The organism is Myxococcus faecalis (assembly GCF_050039385.1).
Classification (GTDB): Bacteria; Myxococcota; Myxococcia; order Myxococcales; family Myxococcaceae; genus Myxococcus; species Myxococcus fulvus.
Genome location: NZ_CP144336.1, coordinates 4,192,052 through 4,212,309, shown reverse-complemented (window position 1 = coordinate 4,212,309; position 20,258 = coordinate 4,192,052). Strand labels below are relative to the sequence as shown.

The 20,258-nt window shown below is 70.5% G+C and carries 13 protein-coding genes; 7 read left to right on the top strand and 6 right to left on the bottom strand.

The features are described 5' to 3' along the window. Positions 1–146: 146 nt before the first annotated feature. The 3 genes from VZQ01_RS16685 to VZQ01_RS16675 all read left to right on the top strand — a co-directional run bounded on the left by VZQ01_RS16685 (position 147) and on the right by VZQ01_RS16675 (position 4,132). Positions 147–1,445, top strand: a complete 1,299-nt coding sequence (locus VZQ01_RS16685) for a pyridoxal phosphate-dependent aminotransferase (RefSeq protein ID WP_223749812.1) — start codon at positions 147–149, stop codon at positions 1,443–1,445. Between the two features lie 152 nt (positions 1,446–1,597). Then, on the top strand, positions 1,598–2,893 hold the full coding sequence (locus VZQ01_RS16680) for an NTP/NDP exchange transporter (protein WP_408888306.1): 1,296 nt from the start codon (positions 1,598–1,600) through the stop codon (positions 2,891–2,893). Between the two features lie 45 nt (positions 2,894–2,938). Further along, positions 2,939–4,132 carry an NAD-dependent epimerase/dehydratase family protein gene (locus tag VZQ01_RS16675; protein WP_426748343.1) on the top strand — a complete coding sequence of 398 codons (1,194 nt, stop codon included), beginning with the start codon at positions 2,939–2,941 and terminating at the stop codon, positions 4,130–4,132. Here the strand turns inward: VZQ01_RS16675 and VZQ01_RS16670 are convergent. Together VZQ01_RS16670 and VZQ01_RS16665 are read right to left on the bottom strand one after the other, a co-directional pair. Further along, entirely contained in the window at positions 4,129–5,679 is a 1,551-nt protein-coding gene (locus VZQ01_RS16670; RefSeq protein ID WP_426748342.1) for a hypothetical protein, read from the bottom strand. The genes VZQ01_RS16675 and VZQ01_RS16670 overlap by 4 nt on opposite strands. Before the next feature lie 79 nt (positions 5,680–5,758). Further along, entirely contained in the window at positions 5,759–6,295 is a 537-nt protein-coding gene (locus VZQ01_RS16665; RefSeq protein ID WP_223782295.1) for an SHOCT domain-containing protein, read from the bottom strand. Positions 6,296–6,465: 170 nt separating this feature from the next. Between VZQ01_RS16665 and VZQ01_RS16660 the strand changes: the two genes are divergently transcribed. After that, the gene (locus VZQ01_RS16660) at positions 6,466–7,974 is read left to right on the top strand and encodes a hypothetical protein (protein ID WP_426748341.1); all 1,509 of its coding nucleotides are present in this window, start codon (positions 6,466–6,468) and stop codon (positions 7,972–7,974) included. Between the two features lie 290 nt (positions 7,975–8,264). On the opposite strand, the gene VZQ01_RS16655 is transcribed toward VZQ01_RS16660, so the two are convergent. Beyond that, the gene (locus VZQ01_RS16655; RefSeq protein WP_074948654.1) at positions 8,265–8,462 is read right to left on the bottom strand and encodes a hypothetical protein; all 198 of its coding nucleotides are present in this window, start codon (positions 8,460–8,462) and stop codon (positions 8,265–8,267) included. Between the two features lie 548 nt (positions 8,463–9,010). On the opposite strand from VZQ01_RS16655, the gene VZQ01_RS16650 reads away from it, so the two are divergent. Together VZQ01_RS16650 and VZQ01_RS16645 are read left to right on the top strand one after the other, a co-directional pair. Further along, positions 9,011–13,786 (top strand): DNA topoisomerase 3, encoded by a 4,776-nt coding sequence (locus tag VZQ01_RS16650; RefSeq protein WP_426748340.1) that lies wholly within the window; start codon positions 9,011–9,013, stop codon positions 13,784–13,786. A gap of 456 nt (positions 13,787–14,242) precedes the next feature. Beyond that, a complete protein-coding gene (locus tag VZQ01_RS16645; protein WP_426748339.1) occupies positions 14,243–15,637 on the top strand; it encodes an MBL fold metallo-hydrolase in 1,395 nt (464 codons plus the stop codon). A gap of 16 nt (positions 15,638–15,653) precedes the next feature. Here VZQ01_RS16645 and cls read toward each other — a convergent pair whose 3' ends face one another. Further along, the gene (gene cls / locus VZQ01_RS16640; protein ID WP_426748972.1) at positions 15,654–17,108 is read right to left on the bottom strand and encodes a cardiolipin synthase; all 1,455 of its coding nucleotides are present in this window, start codon (positions 17,106–17,108) and stop codon (positions 15,654–15,656) included. Between the two features lie 478 nt (positions 17,109–17,586). Between cls and VZQ01_RS16635 the strand changes: the two genes are divergently transcribed. Further along, positions 17,587–18,405 (top strand): M57 family metalloprotease, encoded by an 819-nt coding sequence (locus VZQ01_RS16635; RefSeq protein ID WP_223749820.1) that lies wholly within the window; start codon positions 17,587–17,589, stop codon positions 18,403–18,405. A gap of 145 nt (positions 18,406–18,550) precedes the next feature. Here the strand turns inward: VZQ01_RS16635 and VZQ01_RS16630 are convergent, their stop codons facing one another. Both VZQ01_RS16630 and VZQ01_RS16625 read right to left on the bottom strand, forming a co-directional pair. Continuing rightward, a complete protein-coding gene (locus VZQ01_RS16630; RefSeq protein ID WP_046710694.1) occupies positions 18,551–18,934 on the bottom strand; it encodes a DUF5335 family protein in 384 nt (127 codons plus the stop codon). 108 nt (positions 18,935–19,042) lie between these two features. After that, positions 19,043–20,188, bottom strand: coding sequence for an AAA family ATPase (locus VZQ01_RS16625; protein WP_223749821.1), 1,146 nt, complete (start codon positions 20,186–20,188; stop codon positions 19,043–19,045). Positions 20,189–20,258 lie beyond the last annotated feature (70 nt).

Genomic DNA, 20,258 nt, shown 5'->3' with positions numbered 1-20,258 from the left:
GTTCCGCTTCCGGTACGCGTGAAGCCGTGGCACTCCCACCCCGGGATTGCAGGACGCACCCCACAAGTTGCCGGGTGGCGGGTATGGTGCGCGCCCGGCCGCAGCCCGCGTCCCCCTTACGCGCACGAACCGGAGACACATCCCCCATGGCTCTCGACCTCACCTCCCTCCCCCGTCCCTCGAGGGACGACGCCACCGTCGGCACCATGGCGCGGGGCCTCGTCGGCAGCGAAATCCTCCGCATCGCCGCGGAGGTCCGGGAGCTCGTCGCCAAAGGTCGCAAGGTGTGCAACCTCACCGTGGGCGACTTCAGCCCGCGCGAGTTCCCCATCCCCGAGGGCCTGCGCACGCACATCACCACCGCGCTCCAGGCGGGCGAGACGAACTATCCGCCCTCGGACGGCGTGCTGGACCTACGCCAGGCGGTGCAGCGCTTCTACGAGCGCGCCCTGGGCCTGAAGTACCCGCTGGAGGGCATCGTCATCGCGGGCGGCGCCCGGCCCATCATCTACGGCACCTTCCGCAGCGTGCTCGATGACGGGGAGACGGTCGTCTACCCGGTGCCATCGTGGAACAACAACCACTACATCCACATGATGAACGCGAAGGGCGTCGTGGTGACGACGGACCCCTCGCATGGCTTCATGCCCACGCTGGAGCAGCTCACGCCGCACCTGGGCACCGCGCGCCTGCTGTGCCTGTGCAGCCCGCTCAACCCCACGGGCACCATGATTTCGAAGGACGTGCTCGGCGCTATCTGCGAGCGCGTGGTCGCGGAGAATCGCGAGCGCGAGAAGACGGGCAAGAAGCCCCTCATCCTGATGTACGACCAGATCTACTGGGTGCTGAGCTTCGGCTCGGAGAAGCACGTGACGCCGGTGGAGCTGGTGCCGGAGGTGGCGCCCTACACCGTGTTCGTGGACGGCATCTCCAAGGCCTTCGCCGCCACGGGCGTGCGCGTGGGCTGGGGCGTGGGCCCGCCGAGCATCATCGCGCGCATGCGCGACGTGCTGGGCCACGTGGGCGCGTGGGCGCCCAAGGCCGAGCAGGTCGCCGTGGCGCGCTACCTGGACGACGTGCCCGCCACCGAGTCCTTCCTGAAGGAGATGCACCAGCGCGTGGACGCGCGCCTGGAGGCGCTGCACAAGGGCCTGTCGCGCATGCGCGAGGCGGGGCTGCCGGTGCGCCACATCGCGCCCCAGGGCGCCATCTACCTGTCCGTCCAGTTCGACCTGGTGGGCAAGAGCGGCCTGAAGACGAATGACGACATCCGCAAGCTCCTCCTGGAGAAGGCGGGCCTCGCGGTGGTGCCCTTCCAGGCGTTCGGCCTGAAGGAGGACACCGGCTGGTTCCGCCTGTCCGTGGGCGCCACGTCCGTGGCGGAAATCGAGGACGTGCTGCCCCGCGTGGAGGCCACCCTGCGCGAGGCGCTCGGCGCGAAGTAGTCGAGCTGGCTCGAAGCCCGGGCCCACGTCCCCCTGGACGCGGATGTGGGCCCGGGAATACACGGAAAGGACCGGAGTTCAGCCAGGGACGCGCCCGGCTGACGCATCCGTTGTCGCCGGTCCCCACCCGAGACGCGCGCGCCTTCGTGCCCATGCTCAAGCGATTCGTGGATGTCCGTGACGAGGAGGTCCGCGCAGTCCTCGGGTCGTTCGTCTATTTCTTCACGCTGATGTGCGGCTACGCCATCCTGCGCCCCATCCGCAACGAGATGGGGACGGCGGGCAGCGTGAAGGGGTTGCCGTGGCTGTTCACGGCGACGTTCCTGGTGATGCTGCTGGCGGTGCCCGCGTTCTCCGCGCTGGTGGCGCGCTGGCCCCGGCGCGTGGTGCTGCCGCGCATCTACCGCTTCTTCCTGGTGTCGCTGCTGGTCTTCTTCGCGCTCCTGAAGCTGGAGGTGGCGAAGGAGCCGGTGGCGCGCGTCTTCTACATCTGGCTGAGCGTCTACAACCTGTTCGTGGTCTCCATCTTCTGGAGCTTCATGGCGGACGTCTTCGCCAGCGAGCAGGGCAAGCGGCTGTTCGGCTTCATCGCCGCGGGTGGCACCACGGGCATGCTGGTGGGGCCCTTCCTGGTGGGGCGGCTGGCGGAGCCGGTGGGGCCGGTGAACCTCATCCTCATCTCCGCGGTGCTGCTGGAGGTGAGCGCGCAGTGCGTGCGGTGGCTGAGTCGCTGGGCGCGTGACGTGCAGCATCAGCCGCCCTCGGCCGAGGGGCCCGTGGGAGGCGGGGTGCTCGCGGGGCTGAAGCTGCTGGTGGCGTCGCCGATGTTGTTGGCGCTGGGGCTCCAGGTGCTCCTGTACGCGGCCACGTCCACGTTCCTGTACTTCCAGGAGGTGCAGCTGGTGGCGCAGGTGGGCAAGGACGCGGCGTCGCGGACGGCCCTCTTCGGGGACATCGACTTCTATGTGCAGTTGTTGACGTTGGCGCTGCAGACGCTCGTCACCGGGCGCATCATCTCGCGCCTGGGGTTGGGGGCGGCGCTGGCGGTGGCGCCGGTGGTGACGGGGCTGGGCTTCCTGGGGCTGGCGGCGGTGCCGGTGCTGGGCGTGCTGGTGGCGTTCAAGGCGCTGCGCGGGGCCAGCCACTATGCGCTGGAGCGGCCGTCGCGCGAAATCCTCTTCACCACGGTGGACCGCGAAGCGCGCTACAAGTCCAAGAGCTTCATCGACACGGTGGTGTACCGGGGCAGCGACACGGTGAGCGCGTGGTTGCAGGGTGGGCTCACCGCGCTGGGGTTGGGGATGACGGGGCTGTCGTTGGCGGCGGTGCCCTTGGCGGGGCTGTGGCTGGGGGTGTCGCTGTACCTGTCGCGGGAGCAGCGGCGGCTGTCTCGCGAGGGTGGGGACGTGCTGGCGCCCGCGGCGCCGGACAATGCCGCCGCCCGTTGAGCAATCTTCCTCGCAGTGCTTCCTCGTGGCAGGAGACGACACGCTATGAAGCTGTCTCGCAGGGATGTGATTCAGGGTGCCGTGGTCGCGGGCTCGTTGTTCGCCATGGGCTGTGCGTCCTCGAAGGGCGCGTCGGGTGGTGGCACGGCGGAGCCTGGGACGCAGGGTCAGGGGAGCGGAGGGACGAAGGCGGGCAGGTCCCTGAGCATCCTCATCCTGGGCGGTACGAAGTTCCTGGGCCCGGCGCTGGTGGAGTCCGCGCAGGCCCGGGGGCACACCGTCACGTTGTTCAACCGCGGCAAGACGAACCCGGGCCTCTTCCCCAACGTGGAGAAGCTGCAGGGGGACCGCGACCCGAACAAGGGCGAGGGGCTCAAGGCGCTCCAGGGCCGTAAGTGGGACGCGGTGGTGGACACGTCGGGGTACGTGCCGCGCATCGTGAAGGCGTCCGCGGAGCTGCTCGCGCCCAACGTGGGGCACTACACCTTCGTGTCCAGCATCTCGGTCTACAAGGACGCGTCGAAGCCGGGCCTCACGGAGACGGCGGCGGTGGCCACGGTGGACGAGCCGAACTCGGAGGACGTGAACAAGTACTACGGCGGCCTGAAGGCGCTGTGCGAGAAGGCGGCGGAGACGGCGATGCCGGGCCGCGTGTTCAACGTGCGCCCGGGGCTCATCGTCGGGCCGGACGACCCGACGGACCGCTTCACGTACTGGCCGGTGCGCGTGGCCCAGGGCGGCGAGGTGCTCGCGCCGGGCACGGGGCATGACCCCACGCAGTTCATCGACGTGAGAGACTTGGCCGCGTTCATCATCCTGGGCGTGGAGAAGAACCTGGCGGGGCCCTACACGGCGACGGGGCCGGAGAAGCCGCTGTTGATGCGGGACTTCCTGGAGCGCAGCAAGAAGGCGCTGCGCAGTGACGCGACGTTCATCTGGGCGCATCCGTCCTTCCTGGCGAAGCACAAGGTGGAGGCCTTCGGGGACATGCCGGTGTGGGTGACGCCGACGGGCGAGGAGGCGGGCCTGCTCCGGGTGAACATCGACAAGGCGCTGGCGGCGGGGCTCACGTTCCGGCCGCTGGAGGAGACGGTGCGCGACACGGTGGCGTGGTTCAAGTCGGAGCCGCCCGAGCGTCAGGCGAAGCTGAAGGCGGGCATCGCTCCGGCGCGCGAGAAGGAGGTGCTCGCGGCGTGGCACCAGGAGCACGACCAGGGCACCGCGACTCCCACGCGCTAGGCGCGGATGACGGTGACCTGACGTCCCGAGGGCGTCCGGGCCTGTTCGGCCCGGGTGCGCTCGGCGATGGGCGGCTGGTTCGAGCGACGGTCGAAGAGCATCAGCCAGCCGCTGTCCAGACCCAGGCCCTGGAGATAGCCGTCGAGCTGCTCCAGGCCGTCGTTCAGCGGGTCCGACTCCCTGTCGCGCCAGACCTTGATTTCGATGGCGAGCGTGTCCGGTCCATGGCGCACGCACAGGTCCATGCGGCCCCGGCCGATGGCGTACTCGCGCTCGATGGTGCCCCCGCCGTTGACCACACGGTGGAGGAAGGCCATGAGCACCAGATGCGGCGCCACCTCGTGGTAGGGGGCCGAGGCGAGCAGCGGCTCGCCGTGCTGACGCCAGAAGGAGAGGAACGCCTCGCGCAACTGTTCGAGGTCCATTCGTCCGTTGGCACGCAGCCAGGATGGGTGGATGGCGGGAAGGGTGTCGCTCGTTCCCGAGGCCAGGGTTCGGACCAGGATCTCGCGGTAGATGGGGTTGGCCACCTCGAGTGTCCCTGCCGCATTTCTTCGCACCAGGCCCAGGTCGGTGGCGAAGCGTCGGTCATCTTCGGGGATGTCGCCCAGGAATTGGCCCGCGAGCATCGGCTCGAGGATGGCTCGGATGCGAGGCTCGCGAAGACGGGCCGCGAGGCTGTCCAGGTGGGTCTCCTGGCGATAGATGAGAGTCGCCTTGGCGCGCTCGATGTCCTGGCGGCGCACCGGCTGGCTCACGTCGGTGACCAGCTCCTCCACGGCCACCTTGGCCAGCGCGTTGACGAGCCAGGGCTGTCCCTGGGTGAGCTCGAAGGCGAGTGAGATGGCCTCGGGCTCGAAGCGCTGTCCCGTGTCGGTGGTGTGCTGGGCGTAGAGCTCGGCGACCTCTTCCTCCGTGAAGTCGCGCACCGTCAGCGAGCGCACCTTGATGTTGAAGGGGCTGGAGGTTCCCAACCGCTCCGAGCCTCCGGAGGCCACCTTGTAGTCGCGAACATCTCTCAAGCCGATGAGCGCCATCGACGAGGGGAAGTTCAGGGGGCGGTTGCGGTATCCATCCCGGAGTTGACGCAGCACGGAGACGAGGACCTCGTTCCTCACGGCATCGACCTCGTCCAGGAAGATGACGAGCGGCTTTCCCGCGGCCTGGGACCAGGCTTCGAGCGCGCTGGCGATGCGGTGCCCTGGAGGGGCCACCGGGAACTCCGGAGGCTGCTGCGTGGCGGGCAGCTGTGCTCGCGCGGCGGACCGCCAGCTCGAGAGGGCGGCATCCTCGGCGGCGCCGGTGTCGTCGGGAAACCCCGCGCCCACCTCCATGCTGACGAGGGCCGCCACGTAGCGTCCCTCCATCGTGAGCTCGCGAGCGAACGACAGGAGCGCCGTCGTCTTGCCCACCTGCCGAGGGGCGTGGACGACGAAGTAGCCCTGCTGCTCGACGAGTCGCCGGACCTCGGGCAGCCGTCGCATGGCCGGCAGCATGTAGTGGTGGTCCGGATTGCACGGACCGGCGGTGTTGAACCAACGGGGCATGGCCGGAAGGTACTTGCGTCTCCTCCCAGGGCAAAGGCCCATGGACCCGAGGGTGTCCGGACCTGTGCGGCCCGGGTGCTCAGAGTCGCCCGAGGATCTCCGCCTTCTTGCGCTCGAAGTCGTCCATCGTGATGAGCCCCTCGCCGAGCATCCGCTGCAGGTCCGCGAGGGACTTCACCGGGTCCTTCGGAGCGCTGACAGGTTTGCCCGCCAGGAGCGCGGCGAGCTGGCTCAGGTCCTGCTCGACGACGGGCCCGACGACGGCGACCCGCTGGGGGTCATCGGGGGCGACCTTGACGTTGAGCTCCAGGCCCGGCGTGAACACCCGCACGTTCCAGTCGTGGTAGCGGTCCAGCACCCAGACCTCGTAGCTCGGGCGGTCCGGCAGGGTGACCTCGAGCAGGTGGTTGTAGCGGGCGCGCTTCTGGTTGCTCATCGCCGTGCGCTCGCTGCGCAGCAGGATGGCCCGGGCCGGCAGTCCCTGCTCACGCACCTTCCGGTGCTTGAGCCACGTCCCGAGGAGGTGAACGGTGATCCAAACGCCGACGCCGGTGCCTATCAGGATGAGCAGGGGAACCAGGAACCGGGCTGCGGACAAGGGCGTTTCGGCGTTCATCGTGCTCTCTCGACGGTGACGGCACGGCCCCGACCGCGGCCGCGTCCAGCGACTCTAAACGCCCGGCCTCCGACTCGAAACCCGTCATGTCCGCACGACATGCCATGATGTCGCGGAATGCGGGGCCGATTCCCGGACGCAGCGGCTCCGACAACCGAAGAGGACTCACGATGATGTCTCCCCTGTCCTGGTGCTCGCCCTGGCGGCAGGGTGCCGTCGCGCTGCTCGCCCTGTCGCTCGTGGCCTGTGGTGGCAAGGAGGTCCGCCCAGAGGGCGACGCCGACGCAGGGACTCCGGACGCGGGCCCCGGTCAGGCACATCCCTGCGTCCCGGTGAGCCTGGAGCGCGACGTGGACCTGGAGGGCTTCCACACGGACCGCTACACGTGGCGCGACGGCGACTGCGCGCCCCGCTCGGCCTTCCTCGTGCGCAACGACGCCCAGGACCCCGCGGGCTGGCACGGCGGCTACCTCCGTCGCTACGTCTACGAGGCCCACGGCGCCGCGCGTACCTGCGACGGTGCCACCAACGAGGTCCCCGGCTGGGGCATGGTGACGTGCCACGTGCGCGCCGGCGCCGACTGGGGCAACTGGACCGAGAAGGTGACGGGCACGGGCCGCACCCTCTTCGAGGGACGCCACCACGCGCTGCACGAGTTCCGCTGGCCACTGCCGCTCGATGGCCACATCGTCGACGTCACCGTCCACTACCTCTTCGCCACCGGACGCGACCACCCGCTCTACGCCATCACCCACGATGTCTCGCGCGTCGCGCCCGACGCGCTGGAGGCGGACGTGCGCTCGCCCTATGGCGACCTGCTCTTCGACGGCAACGCGAACGCCGAAATCGCCGGGCTGGGCTGGGGAGACCGCTACCGCTTCCGCACGCTCGCCTCGCCAGTGACGATGGCCAGCGGCTGGGACTACCGCGAGCCCAACGTCGTCCCCTTCACCCGCATGTGGACCACCACCCCGGACGCGGAGATGGGCGTGGTGCAGACGCAGACCTGGCAGCAGAAGCCCGCGGGCGGCTACTGGCTCTACTCGAGCTGGGGCCAGCGCAACGAGCGCGGCCCGCTGCCGGACGACTGGAACTGGACCTTCCAGCTCAACCAGTACCAGCTCCCCGCCACCACGCGCTCCCACCGCATGGCCTGGGGCAGCAACTACGGCGCGCTCGGCTGGCGCCAGTACGCGCGCTACGGCGACGACGGCATGCTCTCCGGCCACCCCTACCAGAGCTACTCGGTCTTCATGGTGCTGGGCACGCACACGGAAGACTCCGTGCTCCGCCGCGTCTCGGAGGTCGAGTCCTGGCAGCGCGTGCGCCTCACCGCCACCCGGGGCACCGTGGTGACGCAAGGGCCCGGCGGCGTGGGCCGCACCGACTCCGTGCCCTTCGACGTGCCCGGCTACAACCCCGTCTACGCGACGTGGGAGGCCCGCGCCGCGGACAACCGCGCCGAGCTGCGCTTCGACACCGGCACCCAACCGCTCGAGCACCCCGTGCTGGTGCTGCGCGGCTACACCGCCACGACGCCCCCTTCGCGCGTGCTCCTGGACGAGCGGGTGCTCACCGCGGACGCGGACTACTTCGCCTCCGTCGACGACGCGGGCGACGCGCTGTGGCTCACCCTCCACCGCACCTTCACCGGCACCGCGACGCTGCGCCTGGAGTGACGTGCGCTGGAAAAGCAACGGGGGATGCTCCGGTGTACGCGGAGCACCCCCCGGATGAATGACCTGGCTCGGAGTCCGCTCTCCCCCTCTGGCGAGCGTCACTCCTCCGGGTCCCCTGCCACGGATGACGCCGCCCCCGCGACGCCACCCTCCTACCCGCCCTGAGTGTCCGGAGGGCCTTGGACCCCTCCAGCGAAGACCTCGACTGCGACTCGAGCGCTCCCCCCGGTGCGCTCGCCGACGGCCGGACCCTCGGGTGCCCCAAGCACCCGGTGTCTCAGCTACCGGCTTCAGGGCCAGGACCGCGCCGGCTGCGAGATGGCTCGCATCCGCGCCAGCGTCTGGGCCCAACCGAACGTCTGCGGGCGCATGGAAGCCACCCGCGTCACGTGCTCCATCTCCTGCCTCAACACCCCCAGCGCCTTCGACTTCGTCAGCGCCACGAGCTCCCTGCGCTTCGCCCCCGCGAAGACAGCCAGCTCCGGCACCGCGATGTCCCCCTCTCGTGCTTCGAGAGCGCTGGGGTGTCCCCCCTGGATGCGACCCCGGGCCCTGTGTGCCGCGGCCCCCCGTCCCCTGTCCGTACGCTTCACACCGCCTGGCCCGCTGTTTCCCCCCGGAACCCGCTGGCCCGACTCATGCGCGACGTGCGACATTCGCCTCTCCCTTCGCACCCACTGATGACCGCCGTCCCCCCGGCCACACGCTCCGTGGCGTGTGTCGACCAGGGCATACTGGCTCAGTCCGTGGAACGAGTTTTCCGCGCTAGCGCCAAATGCTTGCGCGAACGCGCCAGCTTGTCGGCAGGGCTGGCGGCGGGACGAACGTGGTGGGTTCCACCCGGAGTGGAGGGAGACCTGGGAGGTGGGTGGGTGGAGTGAGAGGGTCCGCCTCGACTGGCGGAGGGGCGAGCGGGCGTCGTGGGTAGGGACAGTGAGGGGCTGGCCATGTCAGCCTGACGCGGTAGGGAAGACGGTTGCGACGTGTGCCTGGGGCGGATGTCCCGGGTATTGGGCGGCGGGAGGGGACAGGTTTCATGAGGTGGGAAGCGATGGGCCAGGTGCCCGGCGAGGACAGGCGAGGTGGGGAGGGCGCGGCGGCGCGGGGCGCGGGGCGCTCGTCGTTGCTGGCGGTGTTGGCGGAGAAGCCAGCCGTGGCGCGGGACATCGCGCGGGTGTTGGGCGCGCAGGAGCGGGGTGACGGCTTCCTGCGTGGCAACGGCTACGTGGTGACGTGGGCCATCGGCCACCTGGTGGGCCTGGCGCAGCCGCACGAGATAAGGCCGGACTGGAAGAAGTGGAGCCGCGCGCTCCTGCCGATGCTGCCGGAGGGCTGGCCCCTGGTGGTCTCCGAGCAGACGCGCTCGCAGTTCGACGTGGTGCGCCGGGTGCTGACCTCGCCGGAGGTGGGCGCGGTGGTGTGCGCCACGGACGCGGGCCGCGAGGGCGAGCTCATCTTCCGCTACATCTACGAGGCGGCGGGGTGTCGCAAGCCGGTGCGGCGGCTGTGGGTGTCGTCGCTCACGGAGCGGGCCATCCGGGACGGCTTCCAGAAGCTGAAGGACGGGCGGGAGTACGAGCCGCTCGCGGCGGCGGCGATGGGGCGCAGCCGGGCGGACTGGTTGGTGGGGATGAACCTGTCGCGCCTGTACACGCTGGCGCATGGCGGGCAGGGGGAGATGTTGAGCGTGGGGCGGGTGCAGACGCCCACGCTGGCCATGGTGGTGGAGCGGGAGTGGGCCATCCGCAACTTCGTGCCCCGCGACTACCTGGAGGTGGTGGCCACCTTCGCGCCCCGGAGCAAGGACGTGGCGCCGGGCGCGCGGTACGACGGGACGTGGTTCCGCTCGGGGCCGGATGGCAAGCCGGTGATTCCTCCGGGGATGGAGGGCGTGCGCGAGGCGCGCCGGCTGGACGCGGACGGGGTGGAGGCCCAGGCCATCATCGACCGCGTGAAGCGGGGGCAGGCGACCATCGAATCGCTGGAGGCGGAGGAGAAGAAGATGGCGCCTCCGCTGCTCTACGACTTGACGGAGCTGCAGCGCCACGCGAACCGGCTGTATGGCTTCAGCGCGCAGCGCACGTTGGAGGTGGCGCAGGCGCTCTACGAGAAGCACAAGCTCTTGAGCTATCCGCGCACGTCGAGCCGGCACCTGTCGCAGACGGTGGCGGACACGCTGCCGGAGGTGGTGGGCACGGTGCGCGGGCCCTACGAGGAGGACCTGGCGCCGGGCACGGGCGTGCGTCCGCTGGGTCGGCGCTACGTGGATGATGGGAAGGTGACGGACCACCACGCCATCATCCCCACGCCCACGTCGCCGCACGGGCTGCGCCTGTCCTCGGACGAGCAGCGCATCTACGACCTGGTGTGCCGGCGCCTGTTGCAGGCGTGGCACGAGGACCATGTGTGGCGCGTCACCACGGTGGTGACGGCGGTGACGTCGCCCGGGCCGAAGAGCGCGGTGCCGGTGGTGGACCGCTTCCAGAGCACGGGCACGCAGGTGGAGCGCATCGGCTGGAAGGTGCTGGACATCGGCGGGGGCAAGAAGGCGCCGAAGCCGAAGTCGGACGCGCGCAAGGGGGACGAGGAGGCGGAGCCGGAGGATGACTCGCAGTCGTTGCCCTCGGGGCTGGCGCGGGGGCAGCCGCAGACGGTGGAGGACGTGGAGGCGGTGAAGAAGCGCACGCGTCCGCCGCCGCGCTTCACGGACGCGACGTTGCTGACGGCGATGGAGACGGCGGGTCGGCTGCTGGACGAGAAGGAGCTGGCGGAGGCGATGCGCGAGACGGGGCTGGGGACGCCCGCCACGCGCGCGGCCATCATCGAGGTGCTGCTGGACCGCGAGTACCTGGTCCGCAAGGGCAAGGTGCTGGAGGCGACGGAGAAGGGGCTGAACCTCATCCACGTGGTGCACCCGGACGTGAAGACGCCGGCGATGACGGGCCAGTGGGAAGCGTGGCTCCAGCGCATCGAGCGGGGCGAAGGGCAGCTCGACGAGTTCATCCGGGGCATCGAGAAGTACGTCATCGAGGTGGTGGGGCAGGGGCCCTCGGGGCCGGTGCGCGCCGGTGTCCCGGGTGGGCGCGGTGGGCCGGTGGCTCACGAGGGTGGGGTTGGAGGGTGGGGCGGCGCGATGGGGACGGAGCATCGTGCGGAGACCTCGTTCTCACAGGGCACCTCGGACGCGCCCGGTGGCGCACGACGTACCTCGACGGACTCGTTCACTGGCGCATCGAGGGATGAGGCCTCACGTGGAGGCGACTTCGCGACGGCAGGCCGTGGCTCTCCGCGCAACGCTTCGCTTGGAACTCCCGCCTCGTTCGGCGGTGGCTCCTCGGAGCTGGAGCCTGCTCGTCGCACGGCGCGAGGCACTTCGCCCGGTGGTGCCGCCGACGGTGGAGGGGCCTGGCGCGCGGAGGCCTCAGCCGGCTCGCGCTCCTCACAAAGTGCAGGGTTCTCGGAAGCAGCCGTGGTGTCGGCGCCTCGTCGGACGAGCGCTCAGGGCGCGTTCAACACGGGCGTGTCTCGTGGGCCGGGCTCCTCACGGGGCGGTGTCTCCGTGTCGACGGGGGGCCGCCCGGAGCGTGTCCCTCGCGCTCCCACGCCTCCGGACCGGCTCCGACCGCTCCTGAAGGAGGCCTTCGGCTTCTCCGACTTCCGTCCGTACCAGGAGGCCGTGTGCCGCGCGGCCACGGCGGGCGAGGACCTGCTGCTCGTCATGCCCACGGGCGCGGGCAAGTCGCTCTGCTATCAGCTCCCGGGTCTGGCGCGGGCGGGGACGACCATCGTCGTCAGTCCGCTCATCGCGTTGATGGAGGACCAGGTGCTGCGGCTCCAGTCGCTCGGCTTCGCGGCGGACCGCATCCACTCCGGCCGGGACCGCGCCACCTCGCGACAGGTGTGCTTCGACTACCTGGAGGGGAAGCTCGACTTCCTGTTCATCGCGCCGGAGCGACTCGGCGTGCCGGGCTTCGTGGAGTTCCTCGCGCGGCGCCCTCCCACGCTCATCGCCATCGACGAGGCGCACTGCATCTCGCAGTGGGGCCACGACTTCCGTCCCGACTACCGGCTGCTCGGCGCGCGGCTGCCCCTGCTGCGTCCCGCGCCCGTGGTGGCCCTGACCGCCACCGCCACGCCGGACGTGCAGCGGGACATCGTGCAGCAGCTCGGCCTGCTGGGCGCGGGAGGCAAGGCGCGCACCTTCATCCACGGCTTCCGCCGCACCAACATCGCCATCGAGGTGCGCGAGCTGAACCCCGGCGCTCGCGGAGACGCCATCCACGGGCTGCTCCAGGACGAGGAGAACCGGCCCGCCATCGTCTACGCGGCCACGCGCAAGCACGCCGAGCAGCTCGCGGAGTTGCTCGCGGGCGACTTCCCTTCGGCCGCGTACCACGCGGGCCTGCCGCCGGGAGACCGCGACAAGGTCCAGGCGGAGTTCCTCGGGGGCTCGCTGGAGGTCATCGTCGCCACCACGGCCTTCGGCATGGGCATCGACAAGCCGGATGTCCGCACCGTCATCCACGCCGCGCTGCCGGCCAGCCTGGAGGGCTACTACCAGGAGCTGGGGCGCGCGGGCCGTGACGGGAAGCCGTCTCGCGCCGTGCTGCTGCACTCGTACATCGACCGGCGCACGCACGAGTTCTTCCACAAGCGCGACTACCCCGAGGCGTACGTCCTGGAGCGCCTGTTCCAGTCCACGGCGCTGGAGCCCGAGCCGAAGCCGTCGCTCCAGGGCCGCGTGCGCACGGACCCGGAGGTGTTCGACAAGGCGCTCGAACAGCTCTGGATTCACGGCGGCGTGGTGATGACACCCGACGAGACGGTGCGGCGCGGACGTCCCAACTGGTCCGCGGCGTACAACGCCCAGCGTGAGCGCAAGCTGCTGCACTTGGAGCAGATGGGGCGCTACGCGGAGGCCCATGGCTGCCGGATGAAGCAGCTGGTCTCTCACTTCGGTGACACCCAGGACTCCGGTGAGGCGTGCGGCCTGTGTGACGTGTGCTCGCCCGAGTCGTGCGCCACGCTGCGCTTCGCCGAGCCGTCGGCGTCCGAGCGCCACTGGCTCGAGCGCATCCTGGAGTCCCTCCAGGAGCGGGATGGACAGGCCACCGGGCGACTCCACCGCGAGCTGTTCGGGGATGCGCTGCCCCGGCGTGACTTCGAGCGACTGGTGGGGGGGCTGGTGCGCGCGGGGCTGACGCGGCTGGAGGTCGACTCGTTCGACAAGGACGGCCAGGTCATCTCCTTCCAGCGCCTGTCGCTGACGGACGAGGGCCGCCGCACGCGCGTGGTGGACCCGCAGCAGGTCTTCCTGCCGCTGGCGCTGGAGAAGGCGTCCAAGAAGAAGCGCGGGAAGACGACCAGACGCGCGACGAAGAAGCGCGCGGGCTCCAGTCGGAGCGAGGCCGGCGGCCGACAGTGGCGGGCCTCCTCTCCCTCGGACGACTTCGAGCAGCGCTCCTCATGGAATGCGTCCAGGACCGCGCTGTCTCCCGAGTCTCGCATCCCCGTGGGGCGAGGCACCCCCGAGGAGCCCGTGTCGCGGGGGGCTCGCTCCTCGCGGAGCCGTGGGGTGACGCAGGAGGAGGCCCCCGCGGGGCTCGTGGATGCGCTGAAGGCGTGGCGGCTCGCCGAGGCGCGCAAGCGCAAGGTGCCCGCGTTCCGCATCCTCACGGACCGGGTGCTGGGCGCCATCGCCGCCGCGCGGCCGGAGAACGGCGCCGCGCTGATGGCCGTCCACGGCGTGGGGCCCGCGCTCACCGAGCGCTACGGCTCCCAGATTCTCTCGCTCGTGGCTCGCAAGCGCTGAGGGACGCCCACGCTCGGAGCGGGGCTCGCGCCTGGGTGCCTGCTCCAAGCGCCGCGCCCCTCCCGAGCCATGTCTCGAACCGGGAGGCCCTGGTGTCTCCACTCGCGAACATCGTCGACGTGGACGCGGGTGGCTGCCTCCTCTCACGCGAGGGCGGTCGACCCGTCCGCCCGCGCCGTGCACTTGTCACCCGTGACGGTGTGTCCCTCGCGCGCGGCGACCCCTCGCGAGGCTCCATCGCGCCGTGTCCGTGCCGTTCCGGCTCCGCGGGAGGGCGTGCCCGACGCCGTGCCCGGGGAAAACATCTTCCCTTCCACCGGGCCTCGGGCAGCCTGCCGGGCGTGCAGTCCTTTTCGCTGCACGCGGGGGCAGTGGGTCTCTCCCCCGTTGCGCGTCACCTTCCGGCCTGTGACCGCGATGGCGAGCAACCGCGCGGGCCTGAGGGGGGAGCGGAAGATGGAACTCGGATTCGAGACAATCGGAAACGCCACACTCATCTGCCACGACAACGGACCGGTGCTGGTGACCGACCCGTGGACTCACGGTGCCGCGTACTTCGGCAGCTGGACCCTGTCCCACGACATTCCCGAAGAGCAGCGCGACACCATCCAGCGCTGCCAGTACGCGTGGCTGTCCCACGGACACCCGGACCACCTGAGCCCCGAGTCCCTGGAGAAGCTGCGCGAATTGACCATCCTGGTCCCCAACCACTTCGGCGGCCGCATCCGCGATGACCTGCGCGAGCAGGGCTTCAACGTGCACGTGCTGGTGGACCGCGTGTGGACGCAGCTGTCGCCGCGCATCCGCGTCATGTGCATCCCCGACATGAACCAGGACGCGGTGCTGCTCGTCGACGTGGGCGGACGGCTGCTCGTCAACCTCAACGACGCGGGAGACCGGGGCTGGGGCCGCTTCGTGCGCGGCCTGGTGCGCCGGTATGACCAGTCCTACCTCCTGGCCCTGTCCGGTTACGGCGACGCGGACATGATCAACTACTTCACCGAGGACGGGCAGCGAATCGCGCCCTACGCCGCGGCGAAGACGCCCGTGGGGCGCACCATCGCCCGGCAGGCGGAGTTCTACGGCGCGCGCTACTTCGTGCCCTTCAGCTCCATGCACAAGTACCAGCGCGCCGACAGCATCTGGGCCTCCGAGTACACCACCACGCTGGAGGACTACTCGCGCGGCTTCGAGTCCCCGACGTGCTCGCTCCTGCCCGCCTTCGTCCAGGTGGACTTCGCCCAGGACGACGTGCGGCTCATCCGCCCCACCGAGCGCGCGCTGACGCCCGTGGACCCGAAGGAGTTCGGGGACGACTGGGGCGAGATGCTCGAGGCCGACGAGTCCCGCATGCTGCGCGAGTACTTCGGCGCCATCGAGCACCTGGGCTCGGTGCTGGACTTCCTGCGCTTCCGCGTGGGCGGCCAGGACCACGTCATCGAGTTCCACCGCCGCCGCTTCCGCCGGGGCATCACCTTCGAGGCCCCGCGCCACTCGCTGATGACCGCGGTGCGCTACCGCGTCTTCGATGACCTGCTCATCGGCAACTTCATGAAGACGACGCTGCACGGCGACTTCGGCGAGGGCCGGCTCTACCCCGACTTCAGCCCCTACGTGGCCAAGTACGCGGACAACGGCAAGGCGCGCACGCGCAACGAGCTGCGCACGTACTTCTCCGAGTACCGCCGCAGGGACCCGGTGGGCTTCCTGCGCGGCCAGGTGGAGGCGCACTGCGTGCGGCCGCTCCAGACGCAGTCGGCGGAGCTGTTGCGCTCGTTCCTGCCGCCGGACTCGCAGGCCTTCCGCACCGCCAAGGAGGCCTTCTGGAAGGTGCGCCGCGTGCTGCTGTAGCGCGGCGCGCGTCGCTTCAGAGGTACGGGGACAACAGCCGCGCCAGCCCATCCCTCAACCGGATGGGCAGGGGCCGCGCGTCCACCTGCTCCCGGGTGAGGGGACGCGCGCGCGACAGCCGCTCGTCCACCACCGCATCCAGGCGCCGGGCCAGCCCGGCGTCGTAGCACTCCACGTTCAGCTCGAAGTTGAGCCGCAAGGAGCGCGGGTCCCAGTTCGCCGAGCCGATGAGGCCCCACTCGCCATCCACCACCATCAGCTTGGTGTGGTCGAACGGGGGCTCGGTGAGGAACACCCGGCACCCGTCCGCCAGCACCTGCCAGAGCTGCGCGGTGCTCGCCCACTGCACCACCGGCAGGTTGCCCTTCCTGGGCAGCACCACGTCCACCCTCACCCCGCGCAGCGCCGCCACGTTGAGCGCGGTGATGAGCGACGCGTCCGGCAGGAAGTACGGTGTGACGATTCGCACCGACGCCCGCGCGGTGGACAGCGCCCCGAGCAGCACCGTGCGCAGCGTCTCGAAGTTCTCGTCCGGCCCGTCCGGCACCACCCGCGCGAGCACCGCCCCCGCCGACTGCTGCTCCGGGAACCACGCGTCCCCGCTCAGCCGCTCGCGCGTGGTGAACACCCAGTCCTCGGCGAAGGTCTCCTGCAACTGCGCCACCACCGGGCCCTCCAGCTTGAAGTGCAAGTCCCTCGCGGCCTGCTCCCCCGGCCAGAAGTGCTCGCGGATGTTCATGCCCCCGGTGAAGCCCACCTGTCCGTCCACCACCAATATCTTGCGGTGGTTGCGCAGGTTCATGAACGGCAGCCGGTACGGCATCAGCGAGGGCAGGAAGCGCGCGGCCGTCACCCCCTCACGCGCGAGCCGCCCCAGGATGGTCGGCCACGTGTAGCGCGCGCCCACCGCGTCCACCAGCACCCGCACCTGCACCCCACGCCGCACCGCCTCACCCAGCGCCCCCGCGAAGTGCCGGCCCGCCACGTCGTTGTCGAAGATGTAGCTGCACAGCGAGATGGACGTCCTCGCCCGGGCAATCGCCTCCAGCATGGCGGGGTACGCGTCCGTGCGGGACTCGAGCACCGTCACCTGGTTGCCCGGCAACAGCGGCCGGTGCAGCACCGCGTCCCCCAGCCGCGCCAGGGGCGCCAGGTGCGCGGCCTCCGGCTTCACCCGGGACACGCCCTCGGCCACCACCGCCTCCACGCCGCGGATGGGCGGGAACATCCCGTGCCCGCGCCGGGGCGTCAGCGAGCGCGCGCGCCGTCGAATCCGGTTGATGCCCAGCACCAGGTACAGCGCCGCGCCCAGCACCGGCACCAGCCACACCAGCCCCACCCAGCCCACCGCCGCGCGGACGTCCCGCTTGTGCAGCACCACGTGCGCGCTGGCCAGCACGCTCACCAGCACCGTCAGCCCCGCCGCCAGGTGCGGCCACACCGCCTCCAGCCAGGACAACCACCACGCCATGTCGAACGGAAGAGGGCCCACGACGCCTTCGGCTATACACGACGCCACGGCGCGGCGCGCCGCGAGCTGTCCGCCGCGCCGCAGCTGCTTGACGCGCCCCGGCGGTGATTGCATGGTGCGTGGCTGATTGCGCCCCCAAGCGTGTGCGGGGAAACCCTGACCCGGTTTCCGACAGCCCCTGGGCGACTGACTGATTCGCAGACAGATCCGTCTGATTCCCGAACAGTCCCGGCGCGAAACGAAAACCCTCACAGGCGCGCCGACTTCCACCGGACTTTGTCAGGCCCATTTACAGTCGGTCTGTTTTGACCTGGAGCGCTGACTATCCAGTTTGTGCTTGAAAAGCAGTCTATCCAGCTATGTGAGCGTCGTTGGCCCGACAGTTGCTCAAGGCCGGGGCGCGCCGTTGCCGCGGCTGGTGGAGGGACCAGGTGGGGCGGCGCATCCCCCGCAGTCGTGTGTTTCCGAGGAAAGACCGATGCTCAAGTTCCGCTCCATGGCGCTGCTGGCTGGTGTGACGCTCCTGGGTTCCGCGTGTGGTCCCGAGAGCGCCGAGACGCTGGCGCCGAAGATGACGTGGGAGGAGTTCAAGGCGGGCGCCGTGCAGGATCCGGAAGGCAAGTGGATCTTCGACATGGACCAGGCCGTGGACAGCGAGGAGGAGCTGCGCGCCTACTACGACAACAACGTGGTCGCGGACCATGGCAAGACCCAGAACGGGCTGGCCGTGTACAACAGCGGCGGCACCGCGGCGGGCGACATCAAGTGGAGCTCCGCGCAGAAGGGCAACCTGACGTACTGCATCAGCAACACCTTCGGCACCACCAACAAGGCGAAGATGGTGACGGCGATGAACAGCGCGACGGCGGCCTGGGAGGCCACCGCCAGCGTGAACTTCACGCACAGCACCAGCTACGACGCCAGCTGCACCGCGTCCCAGACGGGCGTGCTCTTCGACGTGCGTCCGGTGAACTCCGGTGGCCAGTACCTGGCGCGCGCGTTCTTCCCGAACTCGGGCCGCTCGGGCCGCAACGTGCTCGTGGACAACACGGCCTTCGGCAGCATCGCGCCCTGGACGCTGGCGGGCATCCTGCGCCACGAGCTGGGCCACGTGCTGGGCTTCCGCCACGAGCACACGCGCGTCAACGGCTCCTGCTACGAGGACGCGAACTGGCGCGCGCTGACGTCCTACGACCGCTCCTCGGTCATGCACTACCCGCAGTGCAACGGCACCCAGACGGGCGACCTCATCCTCACCACCCTGGACAAGCAGGGCGCCCGCGCGCTGTACCCGTGATTCGCGCTTGAAGCACCGGCCGACCCCCATCCCCGTCGTGACGGCGGGGACGGGTGAAGGCCACAGGCCGGAAGGTTCCTTCTCCCGCGGAGGGGGGTGCCTTCCGGCCTTTCTGATATGGGCGCGGGGGGGCGCCCTCCCAGGCTCAGTCCATCTTGCGCGCGCCGGCCGTGGTGGCCTGGCCGAAGTAGATGAGCGTCTTGGTGTTGTCCTCGCTGCTCTCGATGTCGAGGCACTCCAGCTCGCCGCTCTCGCTCTCGTCCGCGTAGATGTGGTCCGGCTTCTGGATGCGGTGGGTGATTTCGCCGCCGGGGCCGCCGACGATGATTTCCACCACGCCCCGGTCGCTGCCCTTCTCCTCCAGGCTGATCTCCACCAACGGCAGCCCCGAGGCGAGCGGCTGGTCTCCCAGCTCCATCCCCTCCACCTCGATGCGGACGGGCTGCTCCTTCTCCATGTTGCTGAGCAGGGCCAGATAGTCCGCCCAGCCCTCCCGGGGAATCTCTCGCGTGTGGTCCGTGTGCGCCATGTGTGCGACCCTCCGGTGTTCGTGTTCCCGCTCAAACCGTAAGGTGCGTGCGGGCGGGATGGAGGCCGGACCCGGTTCCCCGCTCGGTGGGGGAGGGAGCGTCGGGCGCTATTCCGTGCAGGAGCGCACCCGGTCGCCCTCCAGCACCAGCCGCACGGTGGAGGCCGCGTCCGGGCGGCCGAAGTGCTCGTAGGCCGCCTGCTCCAAGAGCGGCGCCAGCGTGGTGCGCAGGCCGCGCGCGCCCGTCTCGCGCTTGAGGGCGCCAGCCACCACGTGCTCGCGCACGGCCGGCTCCACGTGCAGGCGCAGGCCCTCCTGCTCGAACTCGCGCTCGTACGCGCGCAGCACGTTCTGCTGGAGGATGTCGCCCAGCGTGGCCGCGTCCAGCGGGGTGAAGGAGACCAGGCGGTTGAAGCGGCCGATGAGCTCCGGGATGAAGCCGTAGCGGGCGAAGGCGGTGGTCTGCTCCAGCTGCTCCTGGGTGACGGCGGTGGCGATGGACTCCTCGGGCTCGCGGCGGGGCTCGCGGCCGAAGCCGAGCCGCTCGGTGCGCGCCATGCCCTCCGCCGTCGCGCGCAGGCCGCTGAACGCGCCGCAGGCGATGAAGGTGACACACGCCATCTCCATGGAGTCCGGCGGCATCCGGCTGGTGAAGCCGAAGTCTGGCGGGAAGTCCGCGTGCGCCGCGGACAACAGATGCAAGAGGCTGCGCTGCACGCCGAAGCCGCTGACGTCCTTCGTCGTCTGTTGTCCGGCGAAGCGGCTGTCGGAGCGGCTGGTGGCGAGCTTGTCGAACTCGTCCATGCAGATGACGCCGCACGCGGCCCACTCGGTGTCGCGGTCGGCGGCCTCGTACAGGCGCGACAGCAGGGTGTTGACGTCGTCACCCACGTAGCCCGTCTCGGAGAACTGGGTGGCGTCCGCGAGCACCGTGGGCACCGCGAGGATTTCGCGGAAGAGCAGCTCCACGAGGAACGTCTTGCCGGAGCCGGTGGGCCCCAGGAACAGGCAGTTCTCCCGCAGGCCCGGCTCGGGGGCGAGCCCCTCCAGGTGGAGGCGGCGGATGCGGCGCAGGTGGCGGTAGGCGAGCACGGACGCGGCGCGGCGCGCCTCGGGCTGGCCGCGGTAGCCCAGGTCCGTGAGGCGCGCGTCGATTTCGCGCGGGGACAGGACCTCGATGGCGGCGACCCGCTCGACGACATCCTCGCCGCGGGGAGAGGGCCGGGGCTCCAGGCCATGGCGGACGACAGTCATCGAGGATGGCTCCGGGGGCGTCGGGCCGGAGGACCCCGGACCCGAGAGGCCGCATCATCCCGGCGCTCCG

What these genes read in the sequence shown, in the direction of transcription:
- VZQ01_RS16685 (WP_223749812.1), top strand. Translation starts at nt 147, where the DNA reads ATGGCTCTCGACCTCACCTCCCTCCCCCGTCCCTCGAGGGACGACGCC.
- VZQ01_RS16680 (WP_408888306.1), top strand. Translation starts at nt 1,598, where the DNA reads ATGCTCAAGCGATTCGTGGATGTCCGTGACGAGGAGGTCCGCGCAGTC.
- VZQ01_RS16675 (WP_426748343.1), top strand. Translation starts at nt 2,939, where the DNA reads ATGAAGCTGTCTCGCAGGGATGTGATTCAGGGTGCCGTGGTCGCGGGC.
- VZQ01_RS16670 (WP_426748342.1), bottom strand. Translation starts at nt 5,679, where the DNA reads ATGCCCCGTTGGTTCAACACCGCCGGTCCGTGCAATCCGGACCACCAC.
- VZQ01_RS16665 (WP_223782295.1), bottom strand. Translation starts at nt 6,295, where the DNA reads ATGAACGCCGAAACGCCCTTGTCCGCAGCCCGGTTCCTGGTTCCCCTG.
- VZQ01_RS16660 (WP_426748341.1), top strand. Translation starts at nt 6,466, where the DNA reads ATGATGTCTCCCCTGTCCTGGTGCTCGCCCTGGCGGCAGGGTGCCGTC.
- VZQ01_RS16650 (WP_426748340.1), top strand. Translation starts at nt 9,011, where the DNA reads ATGAGGTGGGAAGCGATGGGCCAGGTGCCCGGCGAGGACAGGCGAGGT.
- VZQ01_RS16645 (WP_426748339.1), top strand. Translation starts at nt 14,243, where the DNA reads ATGGAACTCGGATTCGAGACAATCGGAAACGCCACACTCATCTGCCAC.
- cls (WP_426748972.1), bottom strand. Translation starts at nt 17,108, where the DNA reads ATGGCGTGGTGGTTGTCCTGGCTGGAGGCGGTGTGGCCGCACCTGGCG.
- VZQ01_RS16635 (WP_223749820.1), top strand. Translation starts at nt 17,587, where the DNA reads ATGCTCAAGTTCCGCTCCATGGCGCTGCTGGCTGGTGTGACGCTCCTG.
- VZQ01_RS16630 (WP_046710694.1), bottom strand. Translation starts at nt 18,934, where the DNA reads ATGGCGCACACGGACCACACGCGAGAGATTCCCCGGGAGGGCTGGGCG.
- VZQ01_RS16625 (WP_223749821.1), bottom strand. Translation starts at nt 20,188, where the DNA reads ATGACTGTCGTCCGCCATGGCCTGGAGCCCCGGCCCTCTCCCCGCGGC.